We start from the raw sequence: 25,430 nt of genomic DNA on the forward strand, positions 1-25,430 counted from the left end.
GTGCGATCAAACCTTTTGTGATTGGCCGTAAAAACTGGTTGTTCTCCAACACCCGCAGCGGCGCCAAAGCCAGTGCTATTCTTTATAGTCTCGTTGAAACAGCCAAAGCCAACGACCTGCAACCTGCTGTATATCTTCAAGCGTTGTTCGAACAACTACCGCATACCAGCGCTGCTCATATCGACTCGCTCTCGCCTTGGAATATCAAACTCAACTAAGCATCGGTATGCTCTAACGAATGATCGCAGTTGTGCTAGGTGTGGGTGTTGTTACGCTTACGGTGTACGAGATTGAAGAAGTGCTTAGCGAGCTAGACGCTAGAGGTGCTTACGCAGATGAGCTTGCACAAATTTTCGCTATTGAATGGTTCCTATTAGATAGCACATTTAAATAGGTTCTGAGGGGTGGCCAACTACCCTTTTACTAAAGGTGAAGATATAGCTATATAAATCAGTAGCTTACCGATTGCACAAATAATAGGGTAAAAAGCAATTATATTGCTTAAGTGTTTGTACTGCCTTGGTTTGCATGTAATATTGTCTAGTGATCTGCCGTAAGGCAGTTTAGAAGGTGGGTATGCCGCTAGCAGGCTTTCAAGCGATGTAATCTGCCGTAAGGCAGCTTTGAATCAATAAGGCCGATCACAAAATCAGGTCAATACGAAGTTTTATGCTTCATAGCTGATGCGGAATCCCACTCCGTATCAGCTCCTTTCAAACTCTTTCTTGTAGAAAAAAATACAATACCGGATACTGTTAAAATATACAGTTATTTTGTTTTGTGAGGCTCCAATGCATGTTTCTCTGATTGCCCAAAGCTACGATGCTGGCTATCTAAACGAGCAAAAATTAGAGATTCCACTGTTCCTTGAGCGCGTTTCCGCGGGCTTTCCTTCGCCTGCGCAGGATTACATTGAGCAAACCCTGGATTTAAATGAGCTGTGCATTAAGCACCCTGCAGCTACATTTTTTGTTCGTGTCGAAGGGTACTCAATGATCGAGGCAGGCATTTATCCAGGTGACATTCTAGTCGTCGACCGCTCAATACAAGCTGAACATGGCGATATTGTAATTGCGGGGTTACATGGAGAGTTCACAGTCAAAGAGCTGGAGCTAAGGCCAAGTGTGCGTCTAGTACCGCGCAACAAGGCTTATCAAGCAATTGAGATTACCGAGGGCAGCGCTCTCGATATCTTCGGCGTGGTGACTAACGTGATACGTCATATACGCCGTAAATCTTCAGCCAAAAATGAGTAAGGTATTTGCGTTAGTAGATTGCAATAATTTCTATGCAAGCTGCGAAAAGCTATTCCGTCCCGATCTCCGAGACACTCCTATTTTAGTGTTATCCAACAACGATGGCTGCGTTGTTGCACGCTCAAAAGAAGCAAAGAAACTTGGTATCAAAATGGGTGTGCCTGTATTTCAGATTAAGGATCAAATACGGCAGCACAATATACAGACCTTTTCATCCAATTATGCTCTGTACGCTGACCTAAGTAGCCGAGTGATGCGTACCCTCGAAAGATTTTCTCCACGTGTAGAAGTGTATTCGATTGATGAAGCATTTTTAGACCTCACTGGTTTTGGTCCCGTTGTTTCATTGCTTGAGCATGGGCAAGAAATCAAGAAAATCATAGAACAGTGGACTGGTATAGGCGTGTGCGTTGGCATAGCTCCGACTAAGACCCTAGCAAAGCTCGCTAACCATGCGGCGAAGAAGTACCCGGCCACAGGCGGTGTTGTAGACCTGACAAGTCATCAACGCCAGCAAAGACTGCTGGCCATCACTCCCGCAAGTGATGTCTGGGGTGTTGGCAGAAAACTAACCAAACGACTTGAAAACATTGGTGTTAAGACCGCTCTTGACCTCGCTAATTGTTCTCACGCAACAATCCGAAGTCTGTTTTCAATTGTGCTCGAACGTACTGTTCGTGAGCTAAACGGAGAGTCGTGTCTTGAGTTAGAGGAAGTGCCTGCAACCAAGCAGCAAATAATGTGCAGTCGCTCATTTGGTACCAAAATCACAAAGCTGGAGCAGATGCGTGAAGCCATTTCTCAATACACCGCTCGCGCAAGTGAAAAACTCCGTCAAGAAAAGCAGCAAGCCAAGGTGATAACGGTGTTCGTGCAGACCAGTCCTTTTAATGCGAGCCAAGAGGCTTACAGTAACTCGGCTACAGGTGAGTTGATCCTGCCAAGCGATGACACGAGAGACTTAAATGAGCTGGCCATGCAGTTGTTAAAACGCATTTGGCGTGAAGGGTATAGCTACAACAAAGGCGGCGTGATGCTCTCCGACTTCTATGATCAAAACACCTATCAACCTGGGCTGTTTGATGATGTAACAAAGCGTCCTAACAGTACAAAGCTCATGGCAGTGCTTGATGAAATCAATCAGAGCGGACTTGGACGTGTGTTTCTTGCCCGGCAGGGTATGAATAGCGCTTGGAGCATGAAGCGTGAGCACTTGTCCCCTGCGTACACAACTCGCTGGACAGACTTACCAACAGTTCGTTGAGCTTTAGACTAACAACAGCAAAACCTCCATCAAAGACACTTCAGGACGGCTCACAGAGAGTTAAATAGGAATTAATAATGCTTCCCCGCTTCATTAAATCAAATTTCATAGCGTTATCATTAGCGCTGTTTTTTTCTTCGACTGTATTTGGAACAGCTCCAACAACTTTCTCCAAAGCCAAGGTTGTACTGAAAGAACAAATCTACTTTGACCAAAACAGTAATGGTGCTTCTGGAACAATCTACTGCGGCTGTGACTGGGAATGGGTTGGGCGTTCAGGCGGACGAATTGATCCTAAGCGTTGCGGGTATGAAGTCCGAGCGATTCCGAATAGAGGTGAGCGTACAGAAATTGAACATGTGTTCGCTGCAAGCCATTTTGGACAACAACGCCAATGCTGGCAAAACGGCGGACGCAAAAACTGTAACAAAACTGATCCCGTTTTTAATTTAATGGAAGCTGACTTACATAACTTGACGGTTTCTGTTGGCGAGTTGAACGCAGATCGCTCCAATTATAGGTTTGGTGTTCTCCCTAACTCCAAAAAACAGCACGGACAGTGCAGCAGTACGGTTGCCTTCAAACAGCGCGTCTTTGAGCCTAGAGATGATGTTAAAGGGAAGATCGCTCGGATCAATTTCTATATGGCAGATCGTTATGGTTTGCGATTGAGTGACCAGCAGCAGAAATTATTCATAGCGTGGTCTAAGCAATATCCCGTGACTCCGTGGGAATTAGAGCGTGATCGGCGCATTGCTCGTGTAATGGGCCATCACAATGAGTTTGTGACTGGCAAGCGTGCTTGGAGGCTTGGGCATCGCAACAGCAGAGAAGGTATTGCAGGATCAATAACTAGCGACTCAGCTAATTCGTGGGATGTACATATGGCAGCAGGTTAAGCAACTCTTCCGTCAGATTGCGTGGTGCAGGAAATGCCATATCTATATTGAATATGGACTCGATCTGCAGTGTCATGGCGTAATGCGGATTGTCAGCGCTGAGTAGTTGTGCCAGCTTGCCAGGGGAGGGTGTTGGTTGCATAGATCGCCTGTTTAGAGTGGCGACTGCGCTCATATTATCGAGTGCATCGCCTAGGGCTAAATATAATTTTGTCACAATCTATCACTATCTATTTTTACGTACAATACGGTTTTTAGGTAGGTTGTAACTAATTGTATGAGATTTTATTTTGCTCTGTAAGCAAGGCAAGTGATCTGGTCTACAAGTGTCATTAATAGATGTTTGTTTGAGTTTTATACACCCCAATCTATCTTGGCAGGTTGACCTAAACGCAGCCGATGAACAGATATATGAGGTTTAGACAGGCTGAAAATCAAGCTGAGAAAATTACTGGATTAACTATAAATCGGTGGCTAGTTTTACTTTACCACTACATCCAGCAGTCCGTTCAAGCGCTTGGTGAGCGCAGCGGTTTCGATAAATATTATAGTTTTGATACTGCGCCACTGACGTACATGCTGCAAGTATCAAGCAGGTGTGCTAGTTTTTGCCCTGATGGTGCAATACATAAATTTCCACAAGTGTTTTTAGGTTAGTGTCAGTCGTCGTGGTCGTGGGGTTAGGTAGTCGTTTTGCCTCAATCGATCAGTGTTACTCTGGCTATAACGGTAGCTTGTCATATCTAAGCGTTTGGATGCTGCATGCATATAGTAATTCGTGATGGCTGGCTTTTAAAACGTACAATAAGCGGTAGTTATAAGTAATTAAAAGCCAGTTTCGTTAGGGTTTGGGTTTGGGTATATTATGGGGCGGTGTTCAGTTGCCACATCCTGGTTGAGAGGTATCGATGATTAAATCGCCTTCAGTGCGATAACCAATCCTGCCGACCAGAAACGAATGGTTCAGTTGGCTTATGACCATGTCTGATAAGCCGACAGCGCACTTGTCTTGTTCGATAGCATTATCCATGGCGCTTTTAACATTCGGGATTCCTAATGGAAACAGAATTACTGGGTAGGTATCCTCACCTGTAACGCGCTTGCCTTTTATAAATTTAGCAGCGTTAATGTTGTAATTTTTGGTGCTAGCTACCGTCATATCTGCTACGCGTACAGTGCAGCCCGATATGACTACAGCGCTTAAAATTATAGCCAGTGTTAATTTTTTCATGTCCATATCCTTAGGGGTTATTGGCGTTTTGTTGTGCAAGATTTATTTATAAAGGTCCGCCTGCAGGTTTGAGCTCTAATCCAGAATTGGCACTAATTGATAATGTGAACAATTAATGCTCGGAAATTAGAGGTTGGCGGGGCGGTGGAATTCTACAGTAAAAAAGCTGCGACATGTTTGAGATGCAAGTGATTGCAGGGGCGGTTATGCCACTACTTGGTGCGTTAGGAATGATATTAAATAAGTGCGTTTGGTGTGCTTTGCTCGGCTGATGGGTCGTTCTTGCTCATAATGAAGCGAAGGGTCAGTGTCATTGCTCGTCTTGGTCGTAGAAAAGTGGTTGGAGGGTGGTCAATATAGGTCTTTCTAGTGAGACCAGCTTGTGACAAATTTTTATGATTTTTGTTTTGAGCCCGATTTGATTAACGTTAAGTGTCACAAATATATCTATCTAGATTAATGTAATTACTGCCATTTAGTGCGATGTTGGTATTTTATGCATATTTACGTATTTTTATCTAATGCTAGACAGGTAGATATTTCTCCCCTCCTAAGGGATTTAAATCTGCAGCGCAAGAAGCCCTGCCTCAAGCCCAAACCGTGCTGGATCCTTTCCATGTCGTGCGCTGGGCAAGCAACATGCTGGATGAATGCCGCCGGCGTGTGCAACACGACATCCTGGGCCGCAGAGGGCGTAAAAACGACCCGCTCTACAAAAGCCGTCGAACGCTACTAACTCGGATCAGCTACCTGTCTGACGCCAACAAAAAGCAACTGTTCCAGCTGTTTGCAGATGAACACCACCTTGAAGTGGATTGCACCTGGAACATGTACCAACGGGTGGTCAGCGCCTACAACGAGCCGGATCGAGGGCGTGGTAAAAAACTCATGCAAGAGCTTATAAAGATCATTACAGCCCCTGACTTACCCAAAGCGCTCATCGAGGTGAAAGGCTTGGGGAAAACGCTGAAAAAATACGCTCAGAGCATCCTTGCTTACTTCGACCGGCCAGGAACCAGCAGCGGTCCAACAGAAGCTATCAACGGGCGGCTTGAGCACTTACGATGTACCGCCCTAGGCTTTAGAAATTTAACCAATTACATAGCTAGGTGCTTGCTGAAGTCAGGAGGGTTTAGAAATCAGCTACACCCTTAAATGCGAAGAGCCGTCAATGCTATCCAGAGAGATTGCTTGATCTTGGCGAAGGAACTCATTTAGATTAAAGCTTCCAGGCTTCACAAACCGTTCTACAACTTCTTGGAGCTCTTCAAGACCAAATAAAGTGGCAATAACGTCGTTCTCGGAGCTACCGGTATCTTTGGATCCAAGCAGTGAAAATTCTTGTAGGCGATTACGATCAATAAAACAGCTGGTCCAAGTGATGCTTTGAGTAATGGGTTTTTTATCCATTCCTACAAGGGAGAGCGACATCTTCGTCGCTCCTCTTTCGATGTATTGCCTAACCTTAGTTTTGCGTCTATCTGCCTCTTTTATATGTCCTGTGGTGCCATATTCTAATGCCTCACACAACGAAGATTTTCCACCACCATTTGGGGCATAAAATATATTTTTGGTTTTGCTAAATTTTAGATAACTTCCTTTGTCATCGGATGCAAGCTCACCAAACCCTCTAAAGTTTTTCACTTGCAGAGATGCTAATGGACTCAATCCTGAGGGGGCGACCCAATCAAGCTCAGGCTTAGAGTCCAGTACTTTTTTGAAGCGTAAGGCGATACGTTGATAGTCCTTCTCAATCAGATCATCAGCTGCTGTAGTTAAGTAAGACTTGATGTGCTCAGAGTAACGTCCCTTGCTTTTGTTGGCTTTGTACAGACACCAAAAGAGTGCCAGGTAGGCATTGGGTTTGCTATCAAGATTATCTCTGGCAAAGCTTAAAAGGTACTGACTCATCTTGTTCTTTCCCTGATGTTGTGACTGCGTGGACTCTCCAGCTCACCTTGACCGCGCTCGTACTGTTGCTACTGACTTATTCATCTAGCTTTTACCATAATGATTTGCACATTGTTCGTTGTGATAACATCTTAGATAAAGCACAGCCAGTGTTCTAGCTTAAAAGCTGTAGTGAGTTGACGGTTTTGTTACGTCTTTTACAAACAAGGTAGCAGATATCCTGATCAGACTAGAGCAGCTTATTAGGCTGTACTCTACAGTTAGGTAGGTGTGTTAAGGCAGTGTTGAACAAAATAATTTGAGCTTCGACATTGAATCCCCTTGGCTCATTGCAAGCCAAGGGAGTTATGATTGCTGTTATGGCGCGCTAGGCTGCCAGAACATGTCTGCAGCTGAGTGAGCTACACGCGCAAACTTCTCTGATTGCGGTTTATCTTGAAACGCTTGTTCACGCTGATTGTTCATCATACTCATCAAGTCTGCACTACGAATGCTTGCAGTAATCGGTAAGTGAATACCGCTTTTACGGACTCTGCAAAGATTATCAAGCATGTATCGAATAGCTTCTGCGCCATCCAACCATTCTTTTTCAAATAGCTGTAAAGCTGGGCTAAGCACTTCAAAATTCAGAACCTCACAAGACACCAAGCCAGCTGTTGCTTTTTGTACTCCAGCAGGCGTACTCAAGCGTACACGCCCAACCTCATGGAATAGTCCAACGACTGCAGCAAGCCAGCGTTCGTGCTCTGCAAAACATGCAGTTGAGGCATAGACCATCTGTGCAACTTCTAGGCTATGTTTAACCAGCCCACCTGGTTCGCTAAAGTGCCTGTCTTTGCTGGCTGGAATACCAAAAAACAAACCACCAATACTAGGGTTTCCAAGCACTTGATAAGCAAAGTTCTTTAACGTGTCGTACGGGCATGTGTCTAGCCACTGCTGCGTATTTGTGAGTAAGTCTCGTATTGGAACATAGTTATAAGGCAGATGCTCAAACGTCTCGAAGTTATGCAACACTTTTAAGTTTTTACCGATATAACCATTACCTGTTTTATTCTGCTCCAGCGTTAAAGAAACGGGCACCTCACCAGAAACCTCCAAGCATGCGGGGTGATCATCAACATCAAGTCGTAGAGAGCAACTTAGATTTAAATTTGCAAAGCTAACGCTAATACTCGAGTCCTGTGGAGACAGAGCATACAATTTCCTTGCTCGTATACAGCCTGTCACATCAATCGAAGTGGTCATTTCGATGTTATCTAAATAAAATTCAAACTGATTCATTACGCTGCACTCCAGTGGTTCAGTGTTTGCTCTAAGCGATCAAGCAATAACGGCAACATGATTACACCGCACTCATCTTCGAGCGTTAAAATAGTCTCTTTTACAAAGGTTTCTAGCGCTTCAAGGTTGTTGTGCTCACTGCCTTTGCCAATTAAAAAGATGAGCGCGTCTCCCTCAGGGATTTGCATGGCATGCTGCATAGCCTTAGCTAAACGACGATAGGTACTGCCTGTTGGATTAAGCATGTGCGCGCTCCTTTTGTTTCTGATTTGAATTTTTATCAAGTTGCTCTGCAAGCAGTCGCTCCATCGCGGAACCGTCTTGCCGAGTTAGATTAGGTACGTAGCGTGAGTACACACGAAATAACATTTCTGTCGTGGTGTGCCCCATCTGCCGTGCAATCCATTCGGGTGTCTCACCAGCAGCCAGCCATAAGGTGGCTGCGGTATGTCGCGTTTGATAAGGAGGGCGACTCTTTATACCGAGGTGTCGTAATGCTGGGTGCCAAACGCGAGTGGTGATATTTCTATGATCTAGTGGGTTGCCGTCACGATTGCAAAAGACAAACTGTTGTTTACCTGTAATTGCATGCTGTGCTTGCAACGCATCATATACGGGCTGCGATATATGAATTTCACGCTGAGATCCGTCTGTTTTGGTGTAGGTCAAATCACCATTTACAACGGTTTCGCGTACTAGTATTTGGCGACGCTCAAAGTCAACGTACTTCCATTGCAGGCCATCGATTTCGCCTGTCCTCATACCGGTAAAAAACCGAGTGGTGTAATAGGCATGGAAGTCTTGTCGGATGCATGCAAGAAATTGGTTCACTTCATCTAAAGTGAAGGGTTCAACATCTACGCGTTGGATTTTTAACGATTTAACTCCTCGAAAGGGTGAGTTAAACTCATAGCGTTCAGCGGCTTCATTGAGGATCATCCTTATAGGTGTCATCGTCTTATTGATGGTTGATGCTTTGAGTGGGCTGCCTTTTCGTAATGGTTCTTTGGCGAGAGTTGCACGAAATTGCAGTATTTCAGCTTTGGTGATGTCGCTGACTTTTTTATCTCCAAAGGCAGGTAGCGCGTACGCATCCAGCGCATATATCACCGCCGTATGATGGCTATCACGCCACTCCACTTTCTTTTCTGAAAGCCAGGTCTGTGTGAACTCAGCAAATGTGGGTGAAAGATCAGCTTGTTCCTCAGCTTTGATCCCATCCATCGCTTGTTGCTTACTATTAAGCTCGTCAAAAAAACCAGCCTTTTTGCTTGCCGGAAAGTAATTGCGGTAAACAAAAGTTCCTAAGGTGATTTCAGCTTCGATTCGCTCTAGAACTTTCTGCATACGTTTGCGGTGCGCAAGCGTGTCATCTAGCTTGGTGTACTCACGGCAGCGCTGACCTTTGTAACGAAAATCAAAGAACAACAAACCGCTTCTTTCATTAATACTAGCCATCGTCTATTCCTCTTAGCGAATGCCCATCATTAAGGTGTCTATTGCTGGCGCTCTGAACATGTCAGTTTCAATTTTTTCCCATAGGTACAGAATTTTGCGTCCTCCAAATGGGCGAATGTAATGAACTCCTTCTAGCAGCACAGAATCCTTAAGTTGATTGCGAATGGTGCGCGCGTCGTATTTGATGCGTGCTGCAAGTTCTACAGTCGTTAGATAAGTTAATGACATAATCATCGTCCTCAAGTAAAGTAAAAGAATCTAAGGGAGGGTTATTTGCTCTCCTGAAGCACATATTAACCCGCAAAGAATCTTTTGCAAGCTATTTTTAGCTTCAGGAGAGCATTTAGGTCTATTAGAGATGATTAAATGTCACTTATCCCGTTTGCTGGGAGAGAAGAAACTGAAGATTTCAGACGTTGCACGTGATACTGGAATTAATAGAGGTACTATCACTAGGCTGTATCAAGAGACAGCCGTGCGTGTTGAGTTTGATGTGCTAGAGAAGTTGTGCCGGTATTTAGATTGTGATCTGTGTGATCTGCTGGAGCTGATCGAAGAGGAGCAAAGTGCTGAGTAGAAAACTGAAGAGTTTTAACAGTGCGGGATATTTTAGGGTGTTTGCAGCACGAGTTAGCCTAGAAAACGTAAAACTCTGGCGGTGGTCACTATTTTTAATAGATGATAGACGCTAAAAAAGGCTGGTCCCAAAGTGGTCTCAATTTGGTCTCAAACGAAAAACAGCTGTTTTGCGACTATCTAGAGCAAAAGTCATATTTAGCTTGATCGTAATAAATTAAATGTAGAGAAAACGGTTCGGCTGGCTGGGTAATAGGCCAGTAATTTGATAGTGTAAATCGTTGGAGAGGTAGGAGAAATGGCGCACCCGACAGGATTCGAACCTGTGGCTTCCACCTTCGGAGGGTGGCACTCTATCCAGCTGAGCTACGGGTGCAGCGGGCGCAGTATACACAAATATGAATACCGCTGTAAGTAGTGATTTAAGCTATGACTCTCGCCCTCCGAAGGCAGGGGTCGTGGGTTCGAATCCCGCCGAGTGCGCCATTGTCCTTTTCAAATCAATCGCTTAAATATTTCTCTCTTAGCTGACAAGTTTGCAGTTGAGCGCTTCTTGCCAAGAGCAGCACTTAGCCTGTACCAGCTTTAGGGTAACAATCACGAGGGTAACCCCCCTCGAAAAACAGCAGAAGTTTTGTCGTGACCGGTTGAGTACGGCCATGCTAAAAACGGGGTATTACCCTGTTTTGGGAGTGCTGGTGTTTTGGTTGCCGGGTATTGAGGGCTAATGCTCGGTAATGTGGCACCTGACTTCATAAAAATAGTGAATAAAAAATGGCATGTCGCTAACTGCTATTTGCATGGCTGTTTTCTTGGCGGCTTCGCTATCAGTGTTTGGTTTTTTAGCTGTATCGCGGCACGTTGTCTTACACTGCTTTATGGGCTCTGGTTCAAGTGAAATCAGCAACAAGACCATAAAATTCACACCCTTCGGTCGTCGGACGCTCGTTTCTCGCCCTGTTTATTATAGGTGTGGGGCTACCGAAGAATGACTAGATATGTTGCTACGACTGCTAAAAAGCCTGCTTTTTAGCTGCGAGATTATTATTCCGTACTCTCAGAATCAGCCAGCTCCATATAACAGACACGATTACGTCCAGAGTTTTTTGCTTGATACAAAGCTTGGTCTGCATGCTCTTGCACGCTTTTTTCATCATGCCCGTAGAGCAGTGCAGCACCGATACTGATGGTCACGTAAATAGTGTTTGTGTCTGTAATTGTTGGCGTTGCCGATATACGCTCACGAATGCGTTCTGCCAATTGCAACGCCTGTTGCAAGGTTGCTTTGGGGATTAATATCGCAAACTCTTCTCCTCCTACGCGAGCGCTAATGTCACCTTGTCGTAGCGTGTCGCGGATCACTTGAGCTACGTTTTGTATAACTAAATCGCCAACAGGATGACCGTAAGTGTCGTTGACATGTTTAAAATGGTCGATATCGAGTGAGAGTAAAGCTCCCGGTAAACTTAATTGAGTGTGTTTGAGTTCATGTTGAAGAATATCGAGAAAACTACGTCGGTTATGTAGTCCTGTAAGAGCATCAGTCGTTGCTAAAGTCAGCAGCTCTTGCTCTTTTTGTTTGTTTTCGCTGATATCCTGAACAAACCAAGCGCCACCTAAAGAGCTCTGATGATATTGAATCGGCACCCAATCGATTTTAAGTGAGAGTCCAGTAGAATCAGATACTTCATTAAAGTGGCTGTGTATTAGTGCATTGGAGGCCAAGGGAAACCAAGTTATGTGTTCTTGGGTAAGCATGCTTATAAATTCTTCATGGTGTATCCCTATGAGACTCTGTGGATCAGTATCAAGATTAAGTAGCGAACACAGTTGTGTATTTGCTCTAACAATAATGTTGTTTTCGTCAATCAATAAAACCCCAGAAGGTGCGCGCTTGAGTAAAGTATCGACGCGGACTTTGGTTTGCAGTAAAGATTGATTTTGTCTGGTTTGGATGCACACCAAACGCGTAATCCAAAGAGCGGCAAGAAATAATAAAATGGCGCCTAGAAGATTTTGTGCGAGACTTTCTTGGTTGGCGCGCTTCACGGGTGTTAATACGTTTTCTTTGCTTAAACCTAAGCCCAGCGTGACATTAAAATCTGGAATGCGATGCCAAGCATAAATCCTCTCTGCATTATCAATGGGCGATACCGCCGTATAAGTCCCGCTGCTTTTGTCTTTGTGCTGAAGAAACTTGCGTTCGATGAGCACTTTTTGCTTAAGTGCTGCGCTCAATGCATGAGTGCGAGCAAGATAGTGACCGTCATTTAATACAAGAAATACTGTGTCATCATGACTAGGAAACACAAGCTTAAAGGCATCTGACAGATGTTCTGCAGAGACCGATGCGATTATGACGCCTGAAAACCTCCCATCTTTAAACATGCTGTGACTGAATTGTACCGTCCAGCGCTTAGTCAATATGTTTTGTACGGGTGCGCTGATGAAAAAACTTGGTTTTTGCTCTTGCGCAAGGGCTTGGAAATAATCACGTTTAGCAACAGACAATTGAGGCAGAGGTTGGTCTTGTTGTGTTTGATTATCAAAAAGTAAATGACCTTCAGCATCGGTAACGGCTATGACGTCGAGGGTACCTTTGAAAATACCATCTTGAGCCAGGTCGATCAGTTTTTGAAAGGTTTTTTCATCATGATTGATCCAGTGTTCAACCAGGTGGCCTACAACAAAATGAATACTCAGTAACTGAGAATGTACTTGCGTGCTGAGTGCATGTGCAGCTTGGCTCGCACGTAATTTTGCTTGCAGTTCCGCTTCGTCTAGATGGTTTTGATGAGAGGCAATGAAACGCAGCCAGTAAATGATGAAAATAGCCAAAAATAGAAGCCATGCTAAACCTAGGCTTTTCCAATGACCAATACGCTGATGTATTTTCGTTAGCATGCCTAATCTCTTGAAAAAGTGTTCACGGAAAGGATGAAATACTTCAGCTTTTCATTAAAAGCATTGAGAGAGATGGCTTGTATGGAAGTAAATTATAAATGGCCGTAGATCTAAGTAAGTTCATCTCCTATAAAAATTATACCGTAAAGGCTATGTGCCAGCACAGATTGAGTTCAGCGAATGAGTTGTTTAACCGCTAATTGTGTTAAGGAATCGATGGATGGCTGCAACCACTTGAGTTGCGTCGATACCTATGCTCGCAATGGCTTCGTTTGCTTGAGGTATGGTTTTTATGAGGGTTAAAAACGCTTGAATGATTTTCAGGTTCTAGAGCGGCTGGGTGGAGGTAGGATGCACAGGTTGTGAAAATGCGCTGATGGGTATGAGGCTGTGTCGTGAGGAATTTTAGAGATGTAAGTCGAGCTTAACTGGCCCTATAGCTGATATAGAGCCAGTAAGCTGAAAGATGTTGTAACTCAGCTAGCGTAGTAGCAGTTGTTAGGATTTAAGTTGCTCCAACAGCGCTTCATCATCCAACCCCGCGCCCCAGCCATTTTGATGCACCAAATCTTCCAGTGGTAAGCGTGAGCGCCAACCTTTGGCTTCGAGTTCGGGCTGATCGAGGAATTCGCTGACGTAGCCCATGCATAAATAGGCGAGCGGATAAACGTGATCGGGCAGATTGAGAATATCAGCCAGGGTATCTTGATCAAGAATACTCACCCAGCCGATGCCAATCCCTTCTGCGCGCGCCGCCAGCCACAAATTTTGTACTGCCAAGCAGGTGCTGAACAAATCCATTTCGACAATCGAATTGCGCCCCAATACATGGGTGCCGCCACGGCTGCGGTCGCAGGTGATGCATAGGTTGAGCGGGCTTTCGATAATGCCTTGCAGCTTTAAACCGCGATAGGTGTGCTGGCGCTCGCCGCTGTAGTTGTCTGCGGCTTTGGCGTTTTCTTCATCAAAACTGGCTAGCACCTGCTGGCGGAGCTCAAGACTGTCGATCAGAATAAAATCCCAAGGCTGCATAAAGCCAACCGAGGGCGCACGGTGCGCGGCTTTGAGTAAGCGCGCTAAGACTGGGCGCGGAATCGGGTCAGGTAGAAACTGTGAGCGCACATCGCGACGCTCATAGATAGCCCGATAAAGACCTGCGCGTTCTTCATCACTAAAGGGACGATTATGATCGGTCATGGTGCTGTGCTTGCTCCGCAATCAGTGGATGGATTCAACCCTAGTAGATCACGCAGCCAGTCCGTGTCTAAACACTGCTCCACTTGATCGGCCAGACGGTCCAGCTGTTCAAGGCGGTGCTGTTGATAGTCTACTGCGTTGTCTGCGCTATCTAAGCCGGCCCATTGCAGCAAGGCATCGCAGGCGGCAGGCTGGTCAAAAATACCGTGGACATAAGTGCCAGCGATTTGGTTGTCGGCACTGATAGCACCTTCATGGTTGCCATTGATGCAGGTCAGTGGCCGCAATAATGCATGGCCTTGACTGACGCCATTGTGCATTTCATAGCCGCTGAAGACGGTACGGGTTGTTGGGTTATGACTGTCTAGCAGCAGAGTACCCTGTACTTCTTTGAGCTGTTTACCGGCAACCATTGTGGTGGTCATGGCCAGCAATCCCAGACCATCCGTGCTGCCTGACTTGCCTTCCAAACTATCAGGGTCATCGACGCGCTCGCCTAGCATTTGAAAACCGCCACAGATGCCCAGCACCTTGCCGCCGTAGCGCAGGTGTTTAGCGATGGCTTGCGGCCAGCCTTGTGCTTGCAACCAAGCCAGATCGGCGCGGGTGCTTTTGCTGCCGGGCAGAATAATCAGATCGGCTGGCGGAATCGGCTGATCCGGGCCGATAAATTGCAGATTGACCTTGGGGTGCAGGCGTAACGGATCAAAATCATTGTGATTACTGATGCGCGGTAACACCGGCACTATAACGTTGAGCGCGTCAGTTGTACTGGAACCGCTGGTGCCAATGCTGTCTTCAGAGTCAATCACTAAACCTTGCAGATAAGGCAAAACACCCACAACCGGTTTGCCGGTGCGTTCGCTCAGCCAGTCCAGCCCAGGCTCGAGTAGGGCCAGGTCACCGCGAAAACGGTTGATGATAAAACCCTTAGTGCGCGCCTGTTCGCTTGCGGACAGCAAGTCGAGCGTACCAACCAACTGCGCAAACACGCCACCGCGATCAATGTCGCCGACCAGCAGCACAGGGCAATCGGCGGCTTCGGCAAAGCCCATATTGGCGATATCGTTGGCGCGCAGATTGATTTCCGCCGGGCTGCCAGCACCTTCGGCGATGATCACATCATAACGCTCACTTAGCGCACGCCAGGCCGCCATCACTGACTGCATAGCTTCAGCTTTATAAGCGTGATAATCCAGCGCATCCATGTTGCCATACACTTGCCCACGCAAAATCACTTGCGCACCGCAATCACTGTGCGGTTTTAGCAGCACCGGATTCATATCGCTGTGCGGCTCAATCCCACAAGCCAACGCATGCAGCGCAGTAGAGCGGCCAATCTCGCCGCCATCCACAGTCACGGCACTGTTGAGCGCCATATTTTGCGGCTTGAAGGGTGCGACAGAAACGCCTTGACGCGCCAGCCAGCGACATAAAGCCGCCACCACCGTCGTTTTACCGGCATCGGATGTGGTGCCCTGAATCATCAAGGTGATCATTTACAGTTCAATACCTTTTTGTGCCTTGATGCCCTGATCTTTGAACGCGTGTTTAATAGCGCGCATGTCGGTGACGGTATCGGCGATGTCGATCAACTCTTGTGGGGCGTTACGACCGGTGACCACCACATGCTGCATTTCGGGACGGGCTTGTAAGTCGTCGAGCACGCGGTCTAAATCAATGTATTCGTACTTTAAGGCAATGTTGAGTTCATCCAGCAAAATCAGATCATAGCTGTCGTCTTTCAGCATGCCAGCGACGATGTCCCATGCGGCGTTAGCGGAGGCAACATCCTGCTCGCGGTCTTGGGTATCCCAGGTGTAGCCTTGGCCCATCACGTGATAATCGACATTGGGTAGCTTGCTGAAGAATGCTTGCTCACCGGTACTGAAGGCACCTTTAATGAACTGCACGATACCGACTTTCATGCCGTGCCCCAGCGCTCGCGCCACCATGCCAAAGCCGGAGCTGCTTTTACCTTTGCCAGGACCGGTCAGAACCAGCAAGATGCCTTGCTCTTTATCGGCGTTGGCAATGCGCTCTTGCATGATTTTTTGTTTAGCGGCCATACGCTTGGCGTGGCGCTCAGGGTCTTTAATACGATCATGCATGGGTATTCTCCTGGTTGTTATCGAATGTTAGCGGCTCGCCCTTAAAGATAGCGGCAATCAGCGCTGGTGCAGAAGGGAAGTAGCTGTAAAAGAAACTCGCCATCAACCCTTTATTGCAGAAAACGGCCTCAGCACCGCTGCCGGCTTGTTTGCGTGTAAGCGTTGCGGGTTGCCACGTTGTTTCCAGCGTGGAACGATGAAAGGTATGGCCTCTTATCTGGCCGTCTTGCGTATCTAAACTGTGCAGACCTATACCTTGCAGGCGTTTTGCGATAGCTGCGCGACCTGGAATCAACCCTAGTAGCGGGTAGACGATGCCCTCTTTATCCACCAGTTCCTCAGCACAGGCCATCAGACCGCCACCCTCGGCCAGTATCGGCTTGCCGGCCTGATAAAAGGCGCGAATGGCTTCCAGCATCGGAATGTTATTGGCCAGAGTACTGGCATGGAGTTCGGAGTAACCACCTGGCAGCCATAGGGCATCGGCTGGCGGTAGCTGGGAGTCGAGCAGCGGGGAAAAGTAATCCAGCTCAGCGCCCATCGCTAGTAGTAACTCGGTGTTGGCGCGATAGATGAAGCTGAAGGCGGCGTCACATGCAATGGCAATCCGAAATCCGGCCAGCAAAGGTCCTGGCGCAGCAGCGGGTTCGGCGGCGGCGATAGTTACCGCTTTTGGCAACTGATCAAGGCCAGCATCTTTGAGCACTTGCGCGGCGTCATCCAGCTGTTGATCAAGGTTGCCAAGCTCTGACGGCTGCATCAGGCCGAGGTGTCGATCAGGAATGTGCATGGCGTCGTTTCTGGGAATCGCACCTAACAGACGGATACCTGCCGGTAGCCCTTCTTTGAGCATGTCTGCATGGCGAGGGCTGCCGACTTTATTGGCAATCACGTCATATACAGGCAGCTCTGGATCAAAACTTGCGAGCCCCAGCACCAAAGCGCCAAATGTCTGCGCCATGCCACCAGCGTCGATCACTGGCAAAGCAGGGATACCCATCAGCTTTGCTAGGTCAGCACTGGATGGATCGCCATCGAACAGCCCCATCGAGCCTTCAACCAAAATAAGATCAGCGTCTTGCGCAGCCTCAGCTAAGCGCCAGCGACACTCGTCTGCTCCGGTCATCCAAGGGTGTAATTGATAAACAGGGTAGCCGGATGCAACCTCCAGCACCATTGGGTCAAGATAATCTGGGCCATGTTTAAATACCCGTACTTTACGCCCCGCATTGCGATGCAGGCGGGCCAACGCAGCGGTTACCATCGATTTACCCTGCCCAGAGGCAGGGGCGGTAATCATTACTGCTGGTACAGATCGAGTCATAGGTTCACCCTTCTTATCATTATTGGCCGGCACACACAGGGACAAACACCGGTGCGCCATCGACCTCTACAGTTATCAGTTTTTGGCTATACAGTTGCTCAAGAGCAGACGGTTGTAGCATTGTTTTGGCCTCACCCCAACAAGCATCACCGTTGGTGTATAGGAGTAAAATATGGCTGCACCAACGTGCGGCGAGGTTCAGGTCATGCAGACACATAAACACTGTTTTGTTTAAGGTTGCCTGATCTCGAAGCAGGCTCATGACTTTGACCTGATGGTGCAAGTCCAGATGGTTAGTCGGCTCATCGAGCAACCAAATATTGGGGTCTTGAGTCATCAAAGTGGCAATTGCGACCCGTTGACGCTCACCGCCGGATAAGGTGCTCAGCAAGCGCTCGGATAAATGATCCACATCCATCGTGGCCAAAGCCTGTTGCGCACGCTGTAAGTCTGTTGCTTGCTCGCTTTGCCAAGGCGATAGCCAAGGGTGACGGCCAATCAGTGCGGTTTCCAATACGGTGGCAGGAAAGCTGTCTTGGCGCTCCTGAAACACTAAGCCTAACTGTCGTGCAATAGCGCGGCGTTTGAGTTCGATTAATGCTTGGTTATTCAAGAAGACTTGGCCGCTACGCGCGGGCAGCAACCCCGCTAAGGTATGCAGTAAGGTGGTTTTACCAGCGCCATTGGGGCCGAGCACGCCCCAGACTTGTCCCGACTCAATACAGATGCTGAGCGGGAAACCGTCAGCGCGACTCGGTACATTGATGATCAGATCACGGGTCTGCAAGATACTCATCAGCGGCTCCGGTGCAGTAAATACAGGAAGGTGGGTACCCCGAGTAAGGCGGTAATCACGCCAACCGGCAGCTGCTCGGGTGCAATCACCGTGCGCGCCAGAGTGTCAGCCAATACCAGCAAGATGCCACCGGCTAAAGCACTGGCCGGTAAAATAATGCGTTGATCGTTACCTAGCACCAGTCGCAGCATGTGGGGCACGATCAGTCCGACAAAACCGATACTGCCAGCCGTGGTTACGGCAGTTGCGGTCAGCAGGCTGGCCAGTAGGTAGATGGTCCACTCCAGCGGACGCACTGATACGCCGAGTGCGGCGGCCTGCATCGAGCCGCGCGCCAGTACGTTCAGATTACGGGCAAGTGGCATAATGACAGCGATGGCTAAAGCCAGCACCAGCAACGCCGGCCAAGGCGTGCGGGCGTAGGACACGTCGCCCATCAACCAATACAGCATGCCGGGCAGCTTGTAAGAGGGGGTGAGAGCCAGAATCAGAGTAATCACTGCGCCCCAACCGGCGGCAACCACTACGCCGGTCAGTAGCAAGCGCGAGGCCGTCCAGCTACCGGTGCCATGCGCTAGACCAAACACCAATACCGTGGCCAGCATGGCTCCGGCAAAGGCTGAGCCAGAGATCAGCAACGCGCCCATTCCGCTCAACATAGCTAACAGTGCCCCTACCGCAGCACCGCCGGATAAACCCAGTACATAAGGATCGGCGAGAGGGTTACGCAATAACACTTGCATCAGTGCACCGGCCACAGCCAATAAGCCTCCGGTGGCAAAGGCGGCGAGGGCGCGCGGTAGACGCAGCTCCCATACCAGAGTGCTGTGCAGCATGCTGCCTTTACCCTGAATGACCGCCCAGAGCTCTGAGGGTGGGATGGTGACACTGCCGATTGCTAGAGCCAATACGGTAGCGACCAGAGCAATGACGCTGAGCGCCAATAAAGAGCGCATCATCGGGTCTGCGCCTGTGTTAGTGAAAGTCCAGCAGAGTTATCAACGGTCACGGGCAATATCCAGTTTTTGACAAATATCTCGACTGGCTTCCAGCAGTCTGGGCGTTGGTCGTGAGATGGGTGATGCTGGCACATAAAACAGGTTGTTGTTAGCCACGGCACGCATCTTAGGATAGCTTTTCCAGTGATCCAGTTGAACGTCGCGGGCCCCTTCAACACTGCCGGTCAGAATGACTTCAGGGTCTGCTTCTAACACAACCTCAGGGCTGATGCGCGGCACCAGACGCGGCATATCAGCAAACACGTTGACACCACCACACAGCTGCAGCACTTTGCCGATTAAATGCTCGTTATTGATCGTCATCAACGGCGTTTCCCAGACCTGATAAAACACCGAGATGGGTTCAGCGTGGCGGTATTGCTCAGAGAACACAGCAATATCCGTGCGGAAACGTTCGGCTTCAGCAAAGCCTTCGGTTTCTGTGCCCGCCAGCGTGGATATTCTTTCGATTGCGCTAGACACTCCGTCAAAAGTGCGCGGCTCAATAGCAAATATCGGTAGGCCAAGTTCTTGCAATAGCTCCATTTGTGCAGGGGGGTTACCGGTAACCCAGGTCACAATTAGATCGGGTTTAAGTGCCAGCAGTGCTTCCACATCGATTCGGGTGTGGTTGCCAACCAAGGGCAATTTGCGCGCGGCCGGCGGGTAGTCGCTGTAGTTAACACCAGCAATAACCTGGTCACCGGCACCGGCTGCAAACGTCAGTTCTGTTGCGCCGGGCGATAGCGTGGCGATGCGCTGGGCTGCAGCTGTTAGACACAGCTGTTTGCCAGCGTCATCTACAGCGCAGCGTTGCGTCTCGCTGGCGGCGAGCGGATGTGCCAGAACCCCGAGTAGCAAGCCTAGGGTGATTTTCAAACTCAGCCAGCGAGAACGCATACTTTTATTCCCTTGTTTGCGGTGGATTAGAGGTCGTAACGGAGCGTCATCATGCCAGTGCGGCCTGCTGCGATATAGTTAAGATCCTTGGATTTTATCGCTGTTGAATACTCTTTATCCAATACGTTAGCGAGCGTCAGACGCGTGCTCCAATTTGGCGTAAATTTCCAACCAGCGCGAAGGTCTAAGGTTGCAAAGCCACTCAACTTGTTTTTGTTCGCGGCATCATCATAACGATCACCTTCAGCAATCACTGAGCCGCCAATTACAAAGTTTCCGATCGTTTTATCCAAATCAAAGCGCGCAGTTTGCTTGGTGAGACGTCGCAGTTGCTTACCCGTTTCACGGTCTTCTGGGTCCATATAGGTCAGTGCGATAGCAGTGCGCCAGTCATTGTGCTCGTATCCCAGCGCCAGCTCTGTTCCACGAATGCGTGCTTTATTAACGTTGACAGGTGTACTAGCACCGTTAATTTTTTCATTTATGATCAGGTCTTCAACGTCCATTTGATACACGGCCAGATCCCAGAACCATTTTTCATAATTGCCGCTGGCGCCCAGCTCAAAAGTTTCTGACTGCTCAGGCTTCAGATCAGGGTTACCTCTAAAGCTCGTTGGTGTTGAGGCAGGGTAATAGAGGTTGTTAAAAGTAGGCGCCCGAAACGCGGTACCGTAACTGGCACGAATGCGATGAGAGTTATCAAAGCTATAGCCTAATGCGAGGCCGCCGGTTTCTTTGGTGCCGTACGCTTCATTATCATCACTGCGCAAACTGAGTTGTGCATCAATGTCAGCAAAGTTCATCCGTAACTGGCTGAAAACGGCTTTATTTGTTCTGCTGGTTTCGTTGAAGTTTATATTGCTGTTGATCTCGTCCTGTTGAAACTCAGCACCAGCAACTAATTCGTGGTTACTGTAAGAGAAGGTGTTCTCCCAGCGGGCTTGACGCAGACGTGTATTGTAATTGTTGGTACTGGTCGCCGAGAATGATTTCTCATCATCCCGTGACTCAGACAGCTGAATGCCGCTGCGCCAGTAGTCATTGACCGGGATCGTCAGCCCAAGACCGATGGTGCGGATGGTGTAATCGGTGTTGCCGCCCTCGTACTCAGTGTTTCCTTGCGACTGCAACAGCATAACGCTGGCTTCACCACCGTTATCAAAGTCGTGAACAATCCGACCTAGTCCAGCAGTATTACGGAAGGCTTGGTTTTCACCGTCCTCAACAATTGCGGTGCCGTCCGTTTCTTTGTGCAATCCACTTAAGCTGAAGCGGGTATTGCCAGAAGTGCCGGATATACCTGCGCTGGTTTTTTGTGTGCCAAAGTTACCTGCGCCTGTTTCTATCCAGCCGCGTTGTCCGAGCTTCGGATCTAGGGTAAAGGCCTGAACCACACCGCCCATCGCATCTGCGCCATACAGGGAACTGCGTGAGCCACGTACCACTTCCACGCGCTGGATGAGGTCGGTTGGAATGAACTGCCAAGGCGCGCCACCACCAGTGGCTGAATGAACTTTTACACCGTCAAGTAAGAAAACCGTACCAGCGTTCTGCACACCACGAATATTGACATTGGTTGATTTGCCGAAGGAGCCGTTACCGGTCACATTAATGCCGGGTTGGCCACGCAACAGTTCGGTAAAATCAGCCGGTGCTTTCGAGCGAATCGCTTCTTCGTCAATCACCGTAATAGACGACAGACTCTCACCCACGGTTTTAGGACCGTAGGTACCAGTCACTACTACGGGGTCTAATTGCTTAGGGGAACTGTCTTGAGCCACGGCGATGGATAGAGGGCTCAATAGACAAGGAATCACCAGCGTTGTGGTGATGAGGCGGAACACGTTCATAAAACTCACTTGCAGACAAGCCACACTCACCCGTATGGCTGATAGTAAAGGTGCTGCACAGGGAGGCGTGCTCGACCCATAGTTAGGCCAGAGCGGTATAGCAGGTGGGGAAATCACTTAAGAACGACAGGTGTTTACCCACCGCAACTGCCCTCCGCAGCGTTCGGTGTGTTAACAGGCCGGTCTCCGGACTTGTGAGCTTATAAACTGATCAGCAACACCTTCCCATGCTTGCGCACAGTGGCATGTAACGTCGCCAATCACTCACTTACCGTTGCGGGGGCAGTGCCGGATTTTAACCGGCTTCCCGTTTCATTGTGCTAACCCTTAACACGCTAGCACAACACCTGAAAACGCTGGCGCAGGCTAGCAAGGTGCTGTTGTTGGGTCAATCATTAATCGCCCAATTGTGCGGGCAATGCGCTCTGTAAACGCTGCCATTGTTGCTCATCGGCCGCCAGGCCAAAGCGCAACATGCCAGGCTCGGCAAAGGATCTGACCAGCACGCCTTGTGCGGCTAACTGTTCAGCCAACTGTGCGGCAGAGTCGAGCTGAACAGTTTGAAACAAGGCCGTGCCGCCCAGCGGTGAGAGTCCAGCGCTTTGTAATATATGGGCTAAGCGCTGTGAGTCAGCCAGGAGTCGAGCGCGCGTCTGAGCTTGCCAGTCTAGATCCTGCAGCGCTTGCGCCATCAGATAGCGTGCTGGACCACTGAGCGTCCAAGGCCCCAATAATTTGCGTAAGGCTTGCACAATAGTGGCATCGCCAAGCACAGCGCCGGCACGCACGCCGGCTAGGCCATAGAACTTACCCAGCGAGCGCAGAATCAGCAAACCCGGTAATCCACTGTGGGCGCACAGGCTGAACTGCGGCGTGCTGTCGATAAAGGCTTCATCGACAATCAACCAACCGCCGCGTTGCTGCAGGCGGGCATGCCAGCGCAATAGTGTCGCTGTAGGGATCCGTTCACCGGTGGGATTATTAGGGTTAATCCACACCAATACGTCCAACTCATCCAGCCAGCATTCGTCACCTTCGGCATGGATGTGTGCGGCGCTGATCGAGACAATTGTGTGTCCAGCCTGTCGCCAATGGTAGGCATGTTCTTGATAGCCGATAACGGGAATGCCGACGCAGCAGGGCTGGCGCAAACGGGGCAGCGCCATAATCGCCGCTTGGCTACCGGCCACCGGCTCGCAATCTGCATGGGCGGGAGCTGCGTAACTGTCACGAATGATCTCGTTCAGCCCATCATCGGCTTCTGGTAAGCGCTGCCATAGATGTGCAGGAATTTCGGGCACAGGCCAGCTGAGCGGATTGATGCCGGTGGATAAATCCAGCCAGTGCTGGCGAGCAATTCCCCAGCGTTTAACTGCCGCATTTAGGCGTCCACCATGTTCAAGTATCATGTTGTGAATCCCATAGTCCAGAGCAAAAGTGTTATCAGCAAAATTACGCCCAGCCACAGCCAGACACCATGCTGTACCAGATTAATGGCGGCCTTGATGCTGCCGGCATCAGCCGCTTGTGTGCCACCTAAAAGTGGGCGCTGTTTGATCCCCGTCGGATAAGGCGAAGGCCCGCCAAGTCGTACATTTAGCGCACCGGCACCGGCTGCCATCACCGGACCAGCATTAGGACTGTCCCAGTGCGATGCTTGCCTGCGCCAACACTCTAGCGCCAGTTTGCGCTGACCGAGCAGCGTGTAAGTCAGGGCGGTGAGGCGCGCTGGCAACCAACCCAAGATGTCGTCCAATCGCGCGGCGGGTCGACCAAAATACAGAAAGCGCGGATTTCGATAACCCCACATCGCATCCAGCGTGTTGATCAGCCGATGCAATACCACACCGGGAATACCGCCGATTAGAAACCAAAATAAGCTAGCAAACACGGCATCAGCGCCGTTTTCCAGCATCGATTCAGTCGCAGCAGCCGCCACGCCTCGTTCATCCAGTGCGCTGGCTTGGCGACTGACAATACGACTGACTTGCTCTCGGGCAGCGGCCAGATCACCGCTGTGTAACGGCTCGGCAACCGCCAGCCCATGTTCGCTTAGACCTCGCAGCGATAGCGCCAGCCACAGCACAATGGCTTGCGTGATTAGCAGCCAAAAACCATCGAGCAGCTTAGAAAGCCATACGGCTACGCCGAGTATTGGCAGCGTCACCAGCAGCAGCGCCGCCGAGCCTTTTAGTATGCTCTGCCAAGGGCGTGCAGAATGGGTGTTGAACTGCCTTTCTATGGCCGTCACCATGCGCCCAAAACCGACCAACGGATGCCAGCGCGCTGGTTCACCGAGTATACGGTCGAGAGTTAGCGCAAGGGCGCAGACAATAAAAGAGACAAATAACGACACCGCAGGTCCTTAACGAAAACACAGAATCAGGCGCGCAAGCCTACCTGATTCTGTTGAATTGTAGGTCAACATAAATACGAACAAGGTACGGCATGCGCATATCGTCCTTGCTATTTTGCTGCGCTAAAAACGCCAAGCCTACGCATGACGTACTTCCGGGCAGATGTTAATCCGTCGATGAGCCCATCCCGGGCTCAACTCCGGCGCTCGCCATCCTTGGCTCGCTCACCACATCCACCCTGAAGCACTCGTTGATCATCTGTAGGGTTTGCTCTTTTGCAGTTCCAGTCAGCTGCACACAACGGAATGTCTGCTTTAAAAGAGTCGTACTACGCGCTCAAAGTCAATATCACTGGTCAATGAGTATCTTGTTCGTATCACGATCAGCGGAGCCAGGGATGGCGCAGCCCCGAATCGGGTCAGGATGACCCGTTGAGGGAAAAGCGATACGAACAAGGTACGCCATGCGCATATCGTCCTTGCTACTTTGCTGTGCTAAAAACGCTAAGCCTGTGCATACCGTACTTTGAATTAAGATGCTGTCGTTGGCGTGGCCAGCTCATACAGGGGCTACCTGTTGAGTCATCAAACCGCTGCGGGCAGGCTGCCTGCGCTGCCAAAGCAGCTGTAGGGCTTGCGCTGTTGCGATGCAGATCAGACATGCAGATGTACATTTGTTTAGGTCAGCAGAGCGCCGGTAGGTCGTTTATTTATGGACGACAAAGCCAATCCTGCTGGCACCACTGTCGCCCTAAAGTGGCGACCTTGTATGTTAGTCAGTAACGATTATTCGTTAAGATAAGAGCAATTTACTGGGGAAGCCGTGGCGACCTTGAGGCAGTTTACTGACCTCGTATGTAGAGTGGCTCCCCGCCTCTTTGCTGATCTCGAAGAGTATCCGGAAGCTCAAAAAGAGACTTCGCATATGCAAGGTTGAGAGGCAAAAAGTGCGAGGTCGGGGAACCGGTAAGTATTATTACTGATTAGCTTCGAGGATTAAAGGCATGAGTAGTTTTGTTGGCATTGATATTGGTGCAACCGCGCTCGAAGTAGTGATTCGCAAAAACGATAAAAATGGCGCTGTAAAAAGCTACCAGCAAACACCAAAAGACCAT

22 protein-coding genes, 1 tRNA gene, 1 pseudogene and 1 riboswitch are annotated in these 25,430 nt (G+C 49.1%); of the genes and pseudogenes, 6 read left to right on the plus strand and 18 right to left on the minus strand.

The features are described 5' to 3' along the window. The 4 genes from H591_RS0113825 to H591_RS15525 all read left to right on the plus strand — a co-directional run. Positions 1 to 218, plus strand: a 218-nt coding sequence (locus H591_RS0113825) for an IS66 family transposase (protein WP_022967559.1), incomplete at its 5' end; no start/stop codon positions are given. A 573-nt stretch (positions 219 to 791) separates the two neighbouring features. Further along, on the plus strand, positions 792 to 1,256 hold the full coding sequence (gene umuD, locus H591_RS0113835; protein WP_022967561.1) for a translesion error-prone DNA polymerase V autoproteolytic subunit: 465 nt from the start codon (positions 792 to 794) through the stop codon (positions 1,254 to 1,256). Continuing rightward, the gene (gene umuC, locus H591_RS0113840) at positions 1,249 to 2,520 is read left to right on the plus strand and encodes a translesion error-prone DNA polymerase V subunit UmuC (RefSeq protein ID WP_022967562.1); all 1,272 of its coding nucleotides are present in this window, start codon (positions 1,249 to 1,251) and stop codon (positions 2,518 to 2,520) included. Before umuD ends, umuC begins: the two co-directional genes overlap by 8 nt. Before the next feature lie 77 nt (positions 2,521 to 2,597). Beyond that, positions 2,598 to 3,419, plus strand: a complete 822-nt coding sequence (locus tag H591_RS15525; RefSeq protein ID WP_022967563.1) for an endonuclease — start codon at positions 2,598 to 2,600, stop codon at positions 3,417 to 3,419. Positions 3,420 to 4,296: 877 nt separating this feature from the next. On the opposite strand, the gene H591_RS0113850 is transcribed toward H591_RS15525, so the two are convergent. Continuing rightward, complete coding sequence (locus H591_RS0113850) at positions 4,297 to 4,650, minus strand: hypothetical protein (RefSeq protein WP_022967564.1); 354 nt, start codon at positions 4,648 to 4,650, stop codon at positions 4,297 to 4,299. A gap of 555 nt (positions 4,651 to 5,205) precedes the next feature. Here H591_RS0113850 and H591_RS15530 point away from each other — a divergent pair. Then, positions 5,206 to 5,805 (plus strand): annotated as a pseudogene (locus H591_RS15530) (ISL3 family transposase); the annotation flags it as partial. On the opposite strand, the gene H591_RS0113860 reads toward H591_RS15530, so the two are convergent. The 5 genes from H591_RS0113860 to H591_RS0113880 form a co-directional block, all read right to left on the minus strand. Then, a complete protein-coding gene (locus H591_RS0113860) occupies positions 5,794 to 6,561 on the minus strand; it encodes an AAA family ATPase (protein WP_022967566.1) in 768 nt (255 codons plus the stop codon). The pseudogene H591_RS15530 and the gene H591_RS0113860 sit on opposite strands and share 12 nt — an antisense overlap. Before the next feature lie 357 nt (positions 6,562 to 6,918). Continuing rightward, complete coding sequence (locus H591_RS0113865) at positions 6,919 to 7,845, minus strand: TraI domain-containing protein (protein ID WP_022967567.1); 927 nt, start codon at positions 7,843 to 7,845, stop codon at positions 6,919 to 6,921. Next, positions 7,845 to 8,090 carry a hypothetical protein gene (locus tag H591_RS0113870; protein WP_022967568.1) on the minus strand — a complete coding sequence of 82 codons (246 nt, stop codon included), beginning with the start codon at positions 8,088 to 8,090 and terminating at the stop codon, positions 7,845 to 7,847. The genes H591_RS0113865 and H591_RS0113870 overlap by 1 nt, the downstream gene beginning before the upstream one ends. Continuing rightward, positions 8,083 to 9,303: an Arm DNA-binding domain-containing protein gene (locus tag H591_RS15535; protein WP_022967569.1), complete on the minus strand. Its 1,221-nt coding sequence runs from the start codon at positions 9,301 to 9,303 to the stop codon at positions 8,083 to 8,085. Before H591_RS15535 ends, H591_RS0113870 begins: the two co-directional genes overlap by 8 nt. A gap of 12 nt (positions 9,304 to 9,315) precedes the next feature. Continuing rightward, positions 9,316 to 9,531 carry a hypothetical protein gene (locus H591_RS0113880; RefSeq protein ID WP_022967570.1) on the minus strand — a complete coding sequence of 72 codons (216 nt, stop codon included), beginning with the start codon at positions 9,529 to 9,531 and terminating at the stop codon, positions 9,316 to 9,318. A gap of 130 nt (positions 9,532 to 9,661) precedes the next feature. Between H591_RS0113880 and H591_RS0113885 the strand changes: the two genes are divergently transcribed. Continuing rightward, positions 9,662 to 9,880 carry a helix-turn-helix domain-containing protein gene (locus H591_RS0113885; protein ID WP_022967571.1) on the plus strand — a complete coding sequence of 73 codons (219 nt, stop codon included), beginning with the start codon at positions 9,662 to 9,664 and terminating at the stop codon, positions 9,878 to 9,880. 298 nt (positions 9,881 to 10,178) lie between these two features. On the opposite strand, the gene H591_RS0113890 is transcribed toward H591_RS0113885, so the two are convergent. The 12 genes from H591_RS0113890 to cbiB form a co-directional block, all read right to left on the minus strand. After that, positions 10,179 to 10,255, minus strand: a tRNA-Arg gene (locus H591_RS0113890). Between the two features lie 668 nt (positions 10,256 to 10,923). Further along, positions 10,924 to 12,783, minus strand: a complete 1,860-nt coding sequence (locus H591_RS0113895; protein ID WP_022967572.1) for a sensor domain-containing diguanylate cyclase — start codon at positions 12,781 to 12,783, stop codon at positions 10,924 to 10,926. A gap of 498 nt (positions 12,784 to 13,281) precedes the next feature. Further along, positions 13,282 to 13,980 (minus strand): 5,6-dimethylbenzimidazole synthase, encoded by a 699-nt coding sequence (gene bluB / locus H591_RS0113900; RefSeq protein WP_022967573.1) that lies wholly within the window; start codon positions 13,978 to 13,980, stop codon positions 13,282 to 13,284. Next, positions 13,977 to 15,479, minus strand: coding sequence for a cobyric acid synthase (locus tag H591_RS0113905; protein ID WP_022967574.1), 1,503 nt, complete (start codon positions 15,477 to 15,479; stop codon positions 13,977 to 13,979). Before H591_RS0113905 ends, bluB begins: the two co-directional genes overlap by 4 nt. Then, complete coding sequence (gene cobO / locus H591_RS0113910) at positions 15,480 to 16,091, minus strand: cob(I)yrinic acid a,c-diamide adenosyltransferase (protein WP_022967575.1); 612 nt, start codon at positions 16,089 to 16,091, stop codon at positions 15,480 to 15,482. Then, positions 16,084 to 17,415: a cobyrinate a,c-diamide synthase gene (locus H591_RS0113915; protein ID WP_022967576.1), complete on the minus strand. Its 1,332-nt coding sequence runs from the start codon at positions 17,413 to 17,415 to the stop codon at positions 16,084 to 16,086. Before H591_RS0113915 ends, cobO begins: the two co-directional genes overlap by 8 nt. A gap of 19 nt (positions 17,416 to 17,434) precedes the next feature. After that, entirely contained in the window at positions 17,435 to 18,211 is a 777-nt protein-coding gene (locus H591_RS0113920; protein WP_022967577.1) for an ABC transporter ATP-binding protein, read from the minus strand. Then, complete coding sequence (locus H591_RS0113925; protein ID WP_022967578.1) at positions 18,211 to 19,170, minus strand: FecCD family ABC transporter permease; 960 nt, start codon at positions 19,168 to 19,170, stop codon at positions 18,211 to 18,213. The genes H591_RS0113920 and H591_RS0113925 overlap by 1 nt, the downstream gene beginning before the upstream one ends. A 39-nt stretch (positions 19,171 to 19,209) precedes the next feature. Beyond that, positions 19,210 to 20,109, minus strand: coding sequence for a cobalamin-binding protein (locus H591_RS0113930; protein ID WP_022967579.1), 900 nt, complete (start codon positions 20,107 to 20,109; stop codon positions 19,210 to 19,212). A gap of 26 nt (positions 20,110 to 20,135) precedes the next feature. Then, positions 20,136 to 21,959 (minus strand): TonB-dependent receptor domain-containing protein, encoded by a 1,824-nt coding sequence (locus tag H591_RS0113935; RefSeq protein WP_028244454.1) that lies wholly within the window; start codon positions 21,957 to 21,959, stop codon positions 20,136 to 20,138. A 160-nt stretch (positions 21,960 to 22,119) separates the two neighbouring features. Further along, positions 22,120 to 22,325: riboswitch (cobalamin riboswitch) on the minus strand. A 29-nt stretch (positions 22,326 to 22,354) separates the two neighbouring features. Next, the gene (gene cobD / locus H591_RS0113940; protein WP_022967581.1) at positions 22,355 to 23,368 is read right to left on the minus strand and encodes a threonine-phosphate decarboxylase CobD; all 1,014 of its coding nucleotides are present in this window, start codon (positions 23,366 to 23,368) and stop codon (positions 22,355 to 22,357) included. Then, positions 23,365 to 24,315: an adenosylcobinamide-phosphate synthase CbiB gene (gene cbiB / locus H591_RS0113945; RefSeq protein ID WP_022967582.1), complete on the minus strand. Its 951-nt coding sequence runs from the start codon at positions 24,313 to 24,315 to the stop codon at positions 23,365 to 23,367. The genes cobD and cbiB overlap by 4 nt, the downstream gene beginning before the upstream one ends. Positions 24,316 to 25,430 lie beyond the last annotated feature (1,115 nt).

This window comes from Denitrificimonas caeni DSM 24390, from assembly GCF_000421765.1.
In the GTDB taxonomy this organism is placed as follows: domain Bacteria; phylum Pseudomonadota; class Gammaproteobacteria; order Pseudomonadales; family Pseudomonadaceae; genus Denitrificimonas; species Denitrificimonas caeni.

Bases quoted from the DNA above. Each gene is read 5' to 3' on its own strand.
- H591_RS0113935 (WP_028244454.1), bottom strand. From the start codon at position 21,959: ATGAACGTGTTCCGCCTCATCACCACAACGCTGGTGATTCCTTGTCTA.
- H591_RS0113920 (WP_022967577.1), bottom strand. From the start codon at position 18,211: ATGAGTATCTTGCAGACCCGTGATCTGATCATCAATGTACCGAGTCGC.
- H591_RS15535 (WP_022967569.1), bottom strand. From the start codon at position 9,303: ATGGCTAGTATTAATGAAAGAAGCGGTTTGTTGTTCTTTGATTTTCGT.
- umuC (WP_022967562.1), top strand. From the start codon at position 1,249: ATGAGTAAGGTATTTGCGTTAGTAGATTGCAATAATTTCTATGCAAGC.
- umuD (WP_022967561.1), top strand. From the start codon at position 792: ATGCATGTTTCTCTGATTGCCCAAAGCTACGATGCTGGCTATCTAAAC.
- H591_RS0113860 (WP_022967566.1), bottom strand. From the start codon at position 6,561: ATGAGTCAGTACCTTTTAAGCTTTGCCAGAGATAATCTTGATAGCAAA.
- H591_RS0113885 (WP_022967571.1), top strand. From the start codon at position 9,662: ATGATTAAATGTCACTTATCCCGTTTGCTGGGAGAGAAGAAACTGAAG.
- H591_RS0113895 (WP_022967572.1), bottom strand. From the start codon at position 12,783: ATGCTAACGAAAATACATCAGCGTATTGGTCATTGGAAAAGCCTAGGT.
- H591_RS0113915 (WP_022967576.1), bottom strand. From the start codon at position 17,415: ATGACTCGATCTGTACCAGCAGTAATGATTACCGCCCCTGCCTCTGGG.
- H591_RS0113870 (WP_022967568.1), bottom strand. From the start codon at position 8,090: ATGCTTAATCCAACAGGCAGTACCTATCGTCGTTTAGCTAAGGCTATG.
- H591_RS0113850 (WP_022967564.1), bottom strand. From the start codon at position 4,650: ATGAAAAAATTAACACTGGCTATAATTTTAAGCGCTGTAGTCATATCG.
- cobD (WP_022967581.1), bottom strand. From the start codon at position 23,368: ATGATACTTGAACATGGTGGACGCCTAAATGCGGCAGTTAAACGCTGG.
- H591_RS0113925 (WP_022967578.1), bottom strand. From the start codon at position 19,170: ATGATGCGCTCTTTATTGGCGCTCAGCGTCATTGCTCTGGTCGCTACC.
- H591_RS0113865 (WP_022967567.1), bottom strand. From the start codon at position 7,845: ATGAATCAGTTTGAATTTTATTTAGATAACATCGAAATGACCACTTCG.
- bluB (WP_022967573.1), bottom strand. From the start codon at position 13,980: ATGACCGATCATAATCGTCCCTTTAGTGATGAAGAACGCGCAGGTCTT.
- H591_RS0113930 (WP_022967579.1), bottom strand. From the start codon at position 20,109: ATGCGTTCTCGCTGGCTGAGTTTGAAAATCACCCTAGGCTTGCTACTC.
- cobO (WP_022967575.1), bottom strand. From the start codon at position 16,091: ATGCATGATCGTATTAAAGACCCTGAGCGCCACGCCAAGCGTATGGCC.
- H591_RS0113880 (WP_022967570.1), bottom strand. From the start codon at position 9,531: ATGTCATTAACTTATCTAACGACTGTAGAACTTGCAGCACGCATCAAA.
- H591_RS0113905 (WP_022967574.1), bottom strand. From the start codon at position 15,479: ATGATCACCTTGATGATTCAGGGCACCACATCCGATGCCGGTAAAACG.
- H591_RS15525 (WP_022967563.1), top strand. From the start codon at position 2,598: ATGCTTCCCCGCTTCATTAAATCAAATTTCATAGCGTTATCATTAGCG.